Annotated in this window: 5 protein-coding genes; 4 read left to right on the plus strand and 1 reads right to left on the minus strand. The window is 38.4% G+C overall.

Annotated features, from left to right (window positions below; translation table 11 throughout):
* Positions 1-57: 57 nt before the first annotated feature.
* Both QM524_RS17205 and QM524_RS17210 read left to right on the plus strand, forming a co-directional pair.
* The gene (locus QM524_RS17205) at positions 58-2,253 is read left to right on the plus strand and encodes a S9 family peptidase (protein ID WP_310586457.1); all 2,196 of its coding nucleotides are present in this window, start codon (positions 58-60) and stop codon (positions 2,251-2,253) included.
* A 358-nt stretch (positions 2,254-2,611) separates the two neighbouring features.
* A complete protein-coding gene (locus QM524_RS17210) occupies positions 2,612-3,832 on the plus strand; it encodes a sugar MFS transporter (protein WP_283345525.1) in 1,221 nt (406 codons plus the stop codon).
* Positions 3,833-3,919: 87 nt separating this feature from the next.
* Here QM524_RS17210 and QM524_RS17215 read toward each other — a convergent pair whose 3' ends face one another.
* Entirely contained in the window at positions 3,920-5,665 is a 1,746-nt protein-coding gene (locus QM524_RS17215) for a T9SS type B sorting domain-containing protein (protein ID WP_283345526.1), read from the minus strand.
* Positions 5,666-6,662: 997 nt separating this feature from the next.
* Here QM524_RS17215 and QM524_RS17220 point away from each other — a divergent pair.
* The gene (locus QM524_RS17220; protein WP_283345527.1) at positions 6,663-8,699 is read left to right on the plus strand and encodes a hypothetical protein; all 2,037 of its coding nucleotides are present in this window, start codon (positions 6,663-6,665) and stop codon (positions 8,697-8,699) included.
* A 30-nt stretch (positions 8,700-8,729) separates the two neighbouring features.
* The coding region (locus QM524_RS17225; RefSeq protein ID WP_404828276.1) for an Ig-like domain-containing protein at positions 8,730-13,507 on the plus strand (4,778 nt) is incomplete at its 3' end.

A 13,507-nucleotide genomic window follows, 5' to 3' on the forward strand; every position in this document is an offset into this window, starting at 1 on the left:
AAATTATATTTTGCCCACTAACTAGTTTATATCAACAACAGAAACCTTTTATATACAGTGAAAAAAACACAACTAATCATTTGTTCCGTAATAGCATTGCTTATGTACAGTAGCCTGAGTGTAGTTGCTCAAAAGAAAAATGTGAGCCTTGACGAAGTTTGGAGCAAATTTGCCTTTTCGCAAAAGCAAGTTCGTAGTATCAATTGGATGAAAGATGGCTCGTTTTATTCGGCACTAGAAAACGGTCGTATTGTAAAGCATCAGGTAACTGACGGAGCTGCCGTAGAAACCCTCTTTGATGAAGGAGTAAGTGTCGAAAACCTTGGTCAAAAGATCACGATTGCAGATTATACTTTGTCTTCCAACGAGCAAAAAATCTTAATTGAAACAGATCCTGAGCAAATTTATCGTCGCAGTTCGCGAGCTGAAAACTTTGTGTATGATATTAAGTCCAAAAAATTGGTTAAGTTATCGGCTGGAGGCAAACAGTCTTTTGCAACCTTTTCACCAGATGGTACTAAAATAGCTTTTGTTCGCCAAAATAACCTTTTTATGGTTGATTTGAACACCATGGCTGAGCGTCAAATTACGACAGATGGTAAATGGAACAACATTATTAATGGTATGTGCGATTGGGTATATGAGGAGGAGTTTTCATTTGCAAAAGCATTTTTCTGGTCGCCAGATAGTCGCAAAATTGCTTTTTATACCTTCGACGAGAGCAAAGTGCCAGAATACAATATGCAAATGTGGGGTAAGCTATATCCTACTGACTACCGTTACAAATATCCAAAAGCAGGTGAACCTAACTCGGCTGTAAGTATTTCGGTTTATAATCTTGTAGATACCAAAACAGTAAAAATGGATTTGGGTAAAGAAACCGATTTGTATATTCCACGTATTCGTTGGACAATCAATACGAATGTGCTATCAATTAGTCGCTTGAATCGTTATCAAAACAAAATGGAATTGATTCACGCTGATGCGTTTACGGGTAAGACAACGACTATTTTGATTGAAGAAAGTAGAACTTATGTAGATGTTGAAAACTTTGGCGATGACCTAACGTACTTGGCTGACGGCAAAAGCTTTATTATGTCTTCCGAAAAAGATGGCTATAAACATTTATATCAGTACGATATGTCGGGTCGTGAAGTTCGCAAAATAACTTCGGGTAATTGGGAAGTGGATAACTTTTATGGTATTGATGAATCAACCAATACGTTGTATTTTACTTCTACTGAGATTGCCTCGATCGAACGCCATTTGTACAGTATTTCGTTGGATGGTAAAGTGAAAAAGAAGTTGTCTGCTGAGCGTGGTATGAACTCTGCCAACTTTAGTCCAGACTTCAAATACTTTATTTTGAACAATTCGGCATCAAACAGTCCATTAAAAGTAAGTTTGTATCGTTCTGCTAATACTCAATTGATTAAAGTGTTGGAAGATAATGCTGATTTGCGTGCACGTTTGACAGGTTATAATATTTCTCCAAAAGAATTTACTGTAATCAAAACTGCTGATGGTGTTGAGCTAAACTCTTGGATGATTAAGCCTACTAATTTTGACCCAAATAAAAAATATCCTTTATTGATGTTTGTATACGGTGGCCCAGGTAGCCAGCAAGTATTGAATCAGTACGATGGTGCTAACTTCTACTGGTATCAAATATTAGCTCAAAAAGGTTACATCGTAGCCTGCGTAGACAATCGTGGAACGGGAGGACGTGGCTCTGAGTTTAAGAAATGTACGTATTTGAATTTAGGAAAATTAGAGGTTCACGACCAAATTGAAGCAGCTAAATATTTTGGTAAACTTCCATTCATCGATGCCGCACGTATTGGTATTCAAGGATGGTCTTATGGTGGTTTTATGGCATCAAATTGTTTATTCCAAGGTGCTGACGTTTTCAAAGCTGCCATTGCTGTTGCTCCTGTGACCAACTGGCGTTATTATGATACGGTATATACAGAACGTTTTTTGAGAACACCTCAAGAAAACCCATCTGGCTATGATGATAATTCACCTGTAACTCATGCAAAAAACTTGAAAGGTAACTTCTTATTAGTTCATGGAACTGGTGACGATAACGTGCATTTTCAAAATGCTGTAGCCTTAGAAGATGCTTTAATCAAAAACAACAAGCAATTCCAGTCATTCTATTATCCAAACAAAAATCATGGTATCTCAGGTGGAAACACTCGTTTACACCTTTATACAATGATGACTAACTTTTTGGAGAAAAACTTATAATCTGATTTTAGGTAAAATATAACCAAAACACAAAACCGCAGAGTTGAAGCTGATAAAAAGCTGAAAGTCTGCGGTTTTGTGTTTTATTGTTGTTGGGTAGTAATAAATTGCCGAATTTAATTTTTAAATATAATATTTATTAGTATTTACTGTAAATTAAGATTAAAGATATTGATTTGTTCTGAAAATCAGTATATTGCATAATATTTTACTAAAAGTTCCAACTTTTATTTGGTTGAAAAAAACCTTTAAATAGTCCTAAATATAATGATTATCATTCGGTTATATTTTATCCTCTAGTAAAATTTGGTATTTTTCGGTAATATATTGCGTTATATCCAATTTTCTTGTACAAACTATGAACAACAAAAAACAAAATTACTTAGGCCCTTTGATTATCATTGGGGTATTATTTTTCGTATTCGGTTTTGTCACGTGGGTGAATGGAACACTGATTGCTTTTTTCAAAAAAGCATTTAACCTAGATAATACAAGCTCGCTACTAGTAACCTTTGCCTTCTTTATTTCTTATACAGTCATGGCGATTCCTTCGTCAGAAATTTTGAAAAAAATTGGTTTCAAAAAAGGTATGGCTGTAGGTTTGGGTGTAATGGCAATTGGTACGTTAACTTTCGTTCCTGCTGCCAAAATGGCTTCTTACATTCTTTTCTTGGTAGGCTTATTTGTGATTGGTATCGGTTTGACTTTATTGCAAACGGCTTCCAATCCTTATGTGACTATCCTAGGAGACCGCGAAAGCGCTGCCCAGCGTATTAGTATCATGGGTATTGCCAACAAAATTGCAGGTATTTTGAGTCAGAAACTTTTGGGAGGTTTGCTATTGGCAAGTAGCACGGTGAGTGTTGCTGTATCCAGCGAAACAGAATTAGATAAAGTAACAGTACCCTATTTGATTTTAACGGGTGTATTGATTGTACTGGCTATTTTGATTATGCTGTCAAAAGGTTTGCCTGAAGTCAGTGAGGAACAAGAGGGTGATACCTCAGAGAAAAGTGAAAAAACGAGCATTTGGGCTTTCCCAAATTTGGTTTTAGGCTTGGTTACATTGTTTAGCTATGTAGGTCTTGAGGTAATTTCGGGAGATACAATTATTAGTTATGGTATTTCACTAGGTTTTCCAGAATCAGAAGCTAAAGACTTTGGTCAATTTACTTTATGGTCGATGTTGGTAGGTTATGTATTAGGAATTGTATTGATTCCTAAATATGTATCACAACAAACTTGGTTAAAGTTATCATCTTTATTGGGTGTAGTAATTACACTTGTGGCATTGTTCACAACTGGATACACCTCTGTGTTGAGCATTGCCTTATTAGGCTTATCCAATGCCATCATGTGGCCAGCGATCTGGCCATTAGCGATTAATGGACTTGGTAAGTTTACCAAGCTTGGTTCGGCCTTATTGGTAATGATGATTGCAGGTGGCGCTATTTTACCACTAGTGTACGGTAAATTGGCAGATACCATCGGTGCTCAATCAGCTTATGGACTTTTGATTCCATTGTACCTGTATATTGCGTACTATGCAACTTGGGGACATAAAAAGACTAATTGGTAGAAAGACTTCTCTATTTTATCAGCAGATACACAATATTTTGTGTATCTGCTGATAAAATAGAGATTTAAAATAATCAATTGACAGTATTCACCTCATCAATACAAAGGCTCCACTTTGATTATTGATGAGTCCATTATTTAATTCTACCTCTAACTGATACGCATAACTACCAACCTCAGCTAAAACTCCTTTGTAAGTTCCATCCCAGCCACTGGTCTGATCAGTAGGGGATAGGTTTTCTTTCCAAAATATCAATTCACCCCAACGATTATAAATTTTCATACTTTTGATTTGCTTTACACAACCACTAGCATAAGCAAAATAATAATCATTATGATTATCCAGATTAGGAGAAAATGCATTAGGTAAAATCACGATGTCACATCGTCTTACGGCTATATTGACAGTACCTGTATCACGACAAGAAGTATTGTCTTGGCTCACGACATATACTTTGTATTGTCTACTTTGACTGGGTGTTACCCAAGTTTCTGAGCAATTCGCACAAGCTAGATCGGTGGAGGGAACCCAAGTGTATTGATAATTACCGGTAGAACGCGCTATGGTTTTTAAGAATGCTTTATCGCCAGTTACTAGATTGAAATCTGATTGCTCTAATGAAATATCAACATCAACAATCGTGAGATAATTCGTAACAATACTATCACATTTGCCAGCACGTTGTAAGGTGTCTACATAAATACCTGTACTATTGTAGGTTTTGCTACCAACGCTGAGCGTTTTTCCAGAACAAAGACTTACTACATTACTATATCTGGTAAGTGCTGTTACTTTTAGTTTAAGTGTGATGGTACTATCGCAGATACCTTGCCGACTAATATTGATTGTATAAATGCCAGTTGTTTTATATTTTTTGCTATCAACTGTTACCGATTCGCCTTCGCAGATTGTCGAATCAATGGTATTATAAACATGTTGATATTTGAGTTCATATTTTAATTGCAGTTCGCAGGTCTTATCCAAGCTTGCAAGAGGTAAAACTTTCACCCAAAGCTTATCGCCCAGCGTGGGCTTTACTGTAATGCTTGAGGTTGTAGCACCAGTGTTCCAAGTATATTGTGCAAAACCATCTGGAGCTGAAAATGTCATAAAACCGTTTTCGTCTGGACAAACCGCATTTGCTTTTATTTCCGCCTTCAAACATTGCGCATCAAAGTAGGCATATCCAAAGTGAGTTCTTTTGGTACAGCCATGTGCAGTAACTTGGATATTGATACGTTGACCAATATAATTGCTCAAATTGATTGCGCCTGTTGTCCAGTCCTTATACTCAATCGTACCATTTGTATAGGTTTGAGATTTAAAGGTTGCCGTAGAACCAGGTGTTGAAAGTTGCACATCATAGTAACTGCATGCTAATTGATTACCGTTTTGATCTGTGATCAGAATATTAAATCCGGGCTTTTGAAAGTCAGCATGCCCTTGTTTATCATTTGCAAGCATAACCGCGAACTTGTACTGAAACAGAGCATTATCTGCCGTAACTACGAGTGAAGTTTTTAGACGATGGTAGCTTCCTCCTTCAGTATTACTTCCAATCCGAATGGCATAATTACTCCCTGATACCACAGGAATTTTGTCTTGAGTAATATTTGCATCATATCCTTCACTAATGTTAACAATTTTGTAGGTAGCTCCCGAAGCTTCTGTGCCATATACGGCTTTTGTTCCGTCATCAGTTAGAGTACCATTACTAAGTGTCCATCCAGTAATATTTCCAAGTTCGAAGCCAATATTGGAACAGTCAGTTTGAGAAAAAATCAAAGAATGAAAGCATAATAAAAAACATAAGGAAAGTGAAAACTTGTTCATATACTAAATATTTAGAGGGGTGATAAATTGCCTGTGCTTTAAGCTACTAGACCAGAAATGATAGGGGAAACGTTGTGTAGGAACGAGGATTTTCCAAAAATTAAGATGAGAATCTTTCAAGGGATAGAGTGTAGTGAAAAATATATACTTTTTAGATCCTCTACAAAATGAAAAAATCAAAAAAGTTGAGATTTATTTTCGACGAATTTATAATCTAATTTATGAAAAAAATAATGATTTATTTCACGACGTACAGACACGTTCGTTTATTAATTCGAGGGTTTCATTATATTTTTCGTGTCGTTCGTTCTGATTCAGGTCGAAAGCCTAATTAGTGTTAGTTGATGGCTCAATATTTGTCTCATTTTAGGCATTGTATAGCCTTGTGACTCATAAGTATTTGTTTCGTACCAAAGTCAAGGATTTACTATTACTCTCATTCACTGTTTTATTTTCTAAGTTCTTAAAAGAGCATTAGTAACAGAGTTTTAAGAAATATAATAATATTAACGCCTATTATAAAACGACCGATGTTTAGGTCAATCAACTAGCCTAAGTAGTAAATGTATCGCAATTAACAGCTACATTATAATTGACTTACAAAGTCTAATTAGCCTCTAGTGCATCATTATCTACTTATTATTGAATTCGTAAAGTAGGGTTTTCTTCTAAAAAGACCCTAGTTCAATTTATGTGTACTAAAATATCTCATGACAACATTTGTAGATTTCTTTAAGATGTTATGGCATAGCTATTTCAGTACTAACACAAAAGATAGATGAATATTGAAGGCCTGCTATCGCATCTCAGCTAGTACTATTACGTATAATCAAATATTAAGTATATAATATGATAAAAACATAAGCTAATGAGTGAGCTTTTTGCTGTTTTACTAAAAAAATATAGCAAATAATTAGCAAATGTCTCAAGTTATTGGGACTGATGCTTATTCTACCTTGATATGTATTACGTTAAGCAAATAATAAACTTTTGAATCATGAGAAGAAATTACATAATAATCAAATATCTCGCTGTTTTGTTAGTAAGCTTATTAACAAGCGGTACATTAGTTGCCCAAGATTTAGGTGCACCAGCCTATTCAAAACTCACTTGGGATCATATATCGTCTGTATTACAAGACGCAACTTCTGCATCAAGCATAGGGTTAACTACGGATAAAAAAATCTATGTATGGGGTACAAATGCTTCGTACACTATTCACAGTCGTTTTACGACAGCAACAGGTAGTGCTGAGCCACTTTGGCAAATGACTCCTTACTATGTTCCAAGTCCAAGTGGGCAAACGATGAAGAAAGTAAGAATCCATGGTAATTCTACTACTTCAGGATACAGCCCTCCTACTTTTTTTGCGTTAAGTGAAAGTGGGAATCTCTATGCTTGGGGGCATAATAGTGGTTTACTACAGAATGCTTGGACAAATAATGGTACAACTTATTATACTGATTCGACTAGAATAAAAAGAGTTCCGGTGCAAATATCTATTCTTGGAGAGAGCAACTTTGTAGATTTTGATGTTCCTAGAAAAGGAATTGACTACTGGATTGCCATTGGGGCATCTGGCAAAGCATATCATATTGGCTATCTTGGCGTAGCTGGTACAACTACAGCGTTTAATGCTTTGCCCAATCCTGTGGGAGTAGATGCAGGCTTTAAATATACAAATGTTTGGGTTAGTCCTATTAATACAACACCTTTTATATACCTCAAAGGGAATAATGGCAAAATATATTATACAGGAGTGATGCTTCCTGCATATAATACGGGTGTGCCATCGCTATTTTCTTATAATACACCTACTCCCACGGTGACACCTAATGAACAAAATGGAAATATAATAGTGATTAATCCGAGGGAAGTCCCTTTCCCTGCTGGCGAAGATATTATATCAATGAAGCTTACTAAAGGAAACTCCTATGGTTATACGAATTATGCTTTAAGTGCAAGCGGGAAAGCCTATGTGACTGGGCTTTGGCGAATTTGGTTTAATAGAGGAGGGCGTCCTCCTTATGAGGATTATAGAACTTATGTAGTTGCTCCTTTAAAAACACCACCAGTATTAGACACAGACTATCATGCACGTTTTGTTAATTCAGGCAATATTGACTCTTTATATACGCTAAAAGTATTTAAAGAGGTGGCGTTACCTCCTGGGGCTACTAAAATAATTGAAATAGAAACGCCTTCAAGAGAAGATGCAGAGACACAAGCAACGTTGGTAGTTGGAGATGATAATAAAGTTTGGTGGAGTGGTACAAATGGAGCTGTAAGTCGCAATGTTATAAGTTCTGGTAATTATTTAAGTCTTGCATACGCCTCAGGCTTTACAGTGAATGACCGCTGTAGAGATGTTTATAATGCCCACACCACAAACACCTTACAATGGAATGTTGAAGCAGTAAATTACAAGGGTGCATCAAAGCTTTTTCGCTCGGCAGACTATGCATCAGGTACTCAACTTGGTATAGTTTCAAAAACGGGTAGGGGCTATTTTGCAGGTGAGATGACTGCAAATACTGGTACTGGTAAGATATTTGGCTATGAATATTCATATTATCCAGTACCAATTGCTAATGAATTATTAGCAAATTGTAACCCAAGTCCAGGTTCAGGTGGGCCGTGGTCTGATGGACCTGTAGTTCCCACCAATACTGCTGTAGGTGCATTAGATTGTGGTAAGACACAACTAACTCCAGCTCCAATTGCTGGAATAGCCAGTCAGTTAGATTTAGTCGTGACAATTAATGTAAGCACAGCGGGTACATTTACACCGATTACGGTGAGCGGTTCGGGCATGACACTAGCGAATGATATCAATTCGGTAACGACAGGGACAATAGGTATTCAGACATTCCATATACCAATACGCTACGATGGTACAGCCTTAGGAACATTAAACTTTACAATTGGTAGTGCAGGTAGTTGTAGTGCTGATTTAACAAAATCTCCTAAAAAAGCAATCGTGGATATATGGACATTGGATTGTATTCCAACGCAAGGTCCATCGCTTAAGTAACCGAATCTATCATTTTATATCATCAAATTTATGAAGCTACTATCCTTTTACAAAGGTTGGATTATTCAGTCCTTAGGGTTGATATTAGCATTTTCGGGGATATCTTTTGCTCAGGCTCCGAATGTTGATATTACGACTTATAATCCATCGTCTGTTCCATCTGGCGTTACCTTTGAATGGCATAATGCACTTCCTGTATCCTCTGGAAACTTGATGACTTTAAGTCAATCTCAAGTGGCTAGTCCAGGACTATATTATGCTGTTTACAATTACGGATCAGGATGTTACAGTAACCCGACCCCACTGAAAGTCGTTACAAACGACTGTGTTTCATCAACTATTAACTTGAAGGCGCAAGTTGATAGTACAAATAAACCAACAAATGCCTATGTCTCAATTCATACTAGTGCAACCGTTTCAGATGCAAACAGGCTTTCCAATACTCTTGTAACTCCTTCTGCAACACCCACCAGTTATTATGTAACTTACAGAGATGTTTCAGGATGTTATTCCGTAGTCAGTGCTGTAATCGTTGTAGTACAGTCACCTTTACCAGTGGCACCAACGAGTGCATCAGCGAGTCCAAGTTCGATTTGTTCAGGTTCTAGTAGTGTCTTGAGTGCAACTTGTGCAGCAGGAACGTTATCATGGTATACAGATTCAGGCTTGACAGGAACAGCCTTAGCGAGTTCAACCGTTAGCCCAACGACTACGACCACCTATTATGGCGCCTGTATCGATGGTATATGTAAAAGTCCAGCGAGCAGTGTTACAGTTACAGTGACTGCGACGCCATTGGCACCAACGAGTCCTTCTGCAAGTCCAAGTTCGATCTGTTCAGGTTCTAGTAGTGTCTTGAGTGCAACTTGTGCAACAGGAACGTTATCATGGTATACAGATTCAGGCTTGACTGGAACAGCGTTAGCAAGTTCTACGGTAAGTCCAACGACAACGACTACCTATTATGGTGCTTGTGTGAATGGTACTTGTAAAAGCCCAGCAAGTAGTGTTACTGTAACAGTGACAGCTACGCCATTGGCACCAACGAGTGCTTTGGCAAGTCCAAGTGCGATTTGTTCAGGTTCAAGTAGTGTGCTAAGTGCTACCTGTGCTACAGGTACTTTGTCATGGTACACCGATTCAGGTTTGACGGGGACAGCTTTGGCAAGTTCCACGGTAAGCCCAACGACAACGACTACGTATTATGGCGCTTGTGTGAATGGTACTTGTAAAAGCCCAGCAAGTAGTGTTACTGTAACAGTGACTGCCACACCATTGGCACCAACGAGTGCATTGGCAAGTCCAAGTGCAATTTGTTCAGGTTCTAGTAGTGTCTTGAGTGCAACTTGTGCAACAGGAACGTTATCATGGTATACAGATTCAGGCTTGACAGGAACAGCGTTAGCAAGTTCTACGGTAAGCCCAACGACAACGACTACCTATTATGGAGCGTGTGTAAATAGTACTTGTAAAAGTCCAGCGAGTAGTGTTACTGTAACAGTGACTGCGACTCCATTGGCACCAACGAGTGTATCTGCAAGTCCAAGTGCGATTTGTTCAGGTTCAAGTAGTGTGCTAAGTGCTACTTGTGCTACAGGTACTTTGTCATGGTACACCAATTCAGGTTTGACGGGGACAGCGTTAGCAAGTTCTACGGTAAGCCCAACGACAACGACTACCTATTATGGTGCTTGTGTAAATGGTACTTGTAAAAGTCCAGCGAGTAGCGTTACAGTTACTGTGAATACAATGCCAACATTGGCGTCTAGTAATTTCACAAAAGTAGATCCTAGTACCTGCTTAGGTTCAAATGGCTCTATTAAAATATGTGGACTTACTTCTGGTATTTCTTATAGTGTATCCTATTCAAAAAATGGCGTTTCACAGAGTCCTGTAGCTTTATTAGCTGATGGCACAGGGTGTTTGACATTATCAAATATCAGTGCTGGGACTTATACAAACTTTATTATTAATAATGTATCAACAACTTGTACAACAGGTATAATTGCTGGGGTTTCAGTTGTTCTTTCCGATCCAGTTACAGCTACAATCAGTATTGGTGCTAGTCAAAATCCAAGTGCTTGTGGGCTAAATGATGGATTTATTCAGCTGAATGGTTTAGTTTCTGGTACTCAATATACCTTAAACTACATGCTTAATGGTACAGGTTTAACACCAGTTGTATTTACCGCATCAGGTAGTACTTATACAATTAGCAACTTGACATCTGGAAATTATACAGGTATAACAGTAAGTAGTTTGGGTTGTACATCCAATGCATTAAGTAAAGTTTTATCTGACCCAATTACAGCTACCATTTCATTATCTGCTAAAACAAATCCGACGACATGTTCTGCAAATGATGGTTCATTTACATTAACAGGGTTGGCGCCTTCTACCTCATATATACTTAATTATATGAAAGATGGAATAGCTCAAACCCCAGTGAGTTTTACTTCTACTGGTGTTTCATATACGCTATCGGGTCTTACTCGAGGCGATTACACCAATATTCGTGTGACTAGTTCAGGTTGTGTATCAAATAGTGTTAGTACAAGTTTGAATGATCCAGGTGCCGTGATATTAAGTTTGGGTACACCTACTCAACCAAGTGCCTGTGGCGTTTCAGATGGAACGATTACGTTATCTGGTTTAGTAGTGGGTAATACCTATGTACTTAGATACAAGAAGAACGGTATCTGGCAATCGTCTTCAACGGTACTTGCCAGTACAACATCTTATACAATTACGGGGTTAGGTGCTGGAAGCTATACTAATATAGCGGTTACTCAAGGAGGCTGTACCTCAAATTCCTTAAGCCAAGTTCTTAGTGATCCTGGAGCCGCATTATTATCATTAGGAACGATTACACAAGTATCTTCTTGCGGAGCTACAGATGGTTCAATTACGCTTTCAGGTTTAACGACAGGACTTTCCTATATTTTAAATTATACCAAAGACGGTATAGCACAAGGCTCTATAAGTTTTACTGCAACAGGTAGTTCTTATATAATGTCAGGTCTAGGTGCTGGTCAATATAGAGGAATCAATGTCACACAAGGAGGATGCACATCTAGTAGTTTGAATACTCAGATTTCAAATCCTGGAGGAGCAATTATAGATGTAATAGGTCTTAATCCTGTGACTTGTACGCCAGGGAATGATGGTGGACTAATTATTACTGGCTTGTCTCAAGGGTTGTCCTATGTCTTAAATTATATGAAAAATGGAGTTGCACAAACCCCTATTTCCATAGTGTCGACTCCTTCGACCTCTTACAAGATAAATGGGTTAGTTGCGAGTTCGTATACGAATATCACAGTAGCTCAGGCTAGTTGTCTTTCCAATGTGGTTAGTGAAACATTACTTAGTCCAGCCATCACAACAGTTCCATCTTTTGGTGTTGCAACCTTAACCAACATTTGTCCTTCACCAACAGCGGACTTAACCGATTTGACAGCAACAAACTTACCTGTGGGATTGAATGTCACATGGCATTCTGGTAGTGTTGCGACAAGTGTTAATAAAATAGCAGATCCAACATCGATTGGCGCTGGACAATATTATGCCTCATACTATAATGCGACAACGCTTTGTTACAGCCCAACAGCACTCATTACAGTATCAATAGCTCCATGTGATAGCGATGGAGATGGCGATCCAGATAGTACAGATACACAGCCGACAAATGCATGTGTATGGAGTGCTAATCAGGTATTAGCGAACACCTCAACCACATGGCGTAATGCAGACTGCGATGGTGATGGTGTACCAAACTACAAAGAGGTTGCAGGAACAGATAATAACCCAGCAACAGTTTTAGATAATACAAACCCCTTAGATGGATGTAGCTATAATGCAGTGGATCAGGTGTTAGCAAATACGAGTGCAGATTGGAAGTTATTAGATTGTGATAAAGATGGTAATCCAAATGGCACCGATCCAAATCCGAAGACCCCTACTGCTGTAAATGATTTGTTAACAGCACCTTTTGGTATAGCCTCAACAGTCAATGTATTGTCGAACGATGACTTCCGCGCATCAGCTACCATTAGTCTCTTGAAGACGGGAGGGACAGCGAATGGAATCGTAGTATTTACACCATCAACAGGTATACTTACATATACGCCATCTGCTACAGAGCCAGGGACGAATGTTACTGTCACTTACCAAGTATGTAATACAGCGGTGACGCCACAAGTATGTGCGAGTGCAACGGTGACGATTAGTGTACCTGCTGCAGGCGACTTGGATGGCGATGGAGACCCAGACAATACAGACCCTGCCCCTACAGATGGTTGTGTATGGGGACCGAATCAAGTATTATCAAGTACAACGACGGCATGGAGAAATAGTGACTGTGATGGCGATGGAGTAACAAACTACAAAGAGGTTACAGGTACAGACAATAACCCAGCAACGACAGCTGATAATACAAACCCATTAGATGGTTGTAGCTATAATGCAGTAGATCAGGTATTAAGTAATACAAGTGCAGCATGGAAATTATTGGATTGTGATAAAGATGGTAATCCAAATGGTACTGATCCAAACCCTAAAACACCTACAGCAGTAGCAGATGCGTTTACGGCCAAGTATGGTAGTGCCACAGGCTTTAACATCTTAGCCAATGATGACTTCCGAGCAGGCTTGAGTACTTCACTGTCAAAAACAGGAGGAACTGCCAACGGAACAGTAAGTTTTAACCCATTAACTGGTATTCTTACTTACACGCCTACCTTGGCAGAACGCGGTACGACAGTAACTGTAACTTATCAAGTGTGTAACACAGGTGTTACGCCAAATGT

This window comes from Flectobacillus roseus (genome assembly GCF_030056595.1).
In the GTDB taxonomy this organism is placed as follows: domain Bacteria; phylum Bacteroidota; class Bacteroidia; order Cytophagales; family Spirosomataceae; genus Flectobacillus; species Flectobacillus roseus.

Excerpts from the sequence above, each read along its gene's own strand:
- QM524_RS17220 (WP_283345527.1), top strand. The coding sequence starts at position 6,663 with ATGAGAAGAAATTACATAATAATCAAATATCTCGCTGTTTTGTTAGTA.
- QM524_RS17215 (WP_283345526.1), bottom strand. The coding sequence starts at position 5,665 with ATGAACAAGTTTTCACTTTCCTTATGTTTTTTATTATGCTTTCATTCT.
- QM524_RS17210 (WP_283345525.1), top strand. The coding sequence starts at position 2,612 with ATGAACAACAAAAAACAAAATTACTTAGGCCCTTTGATTATCATTGGG.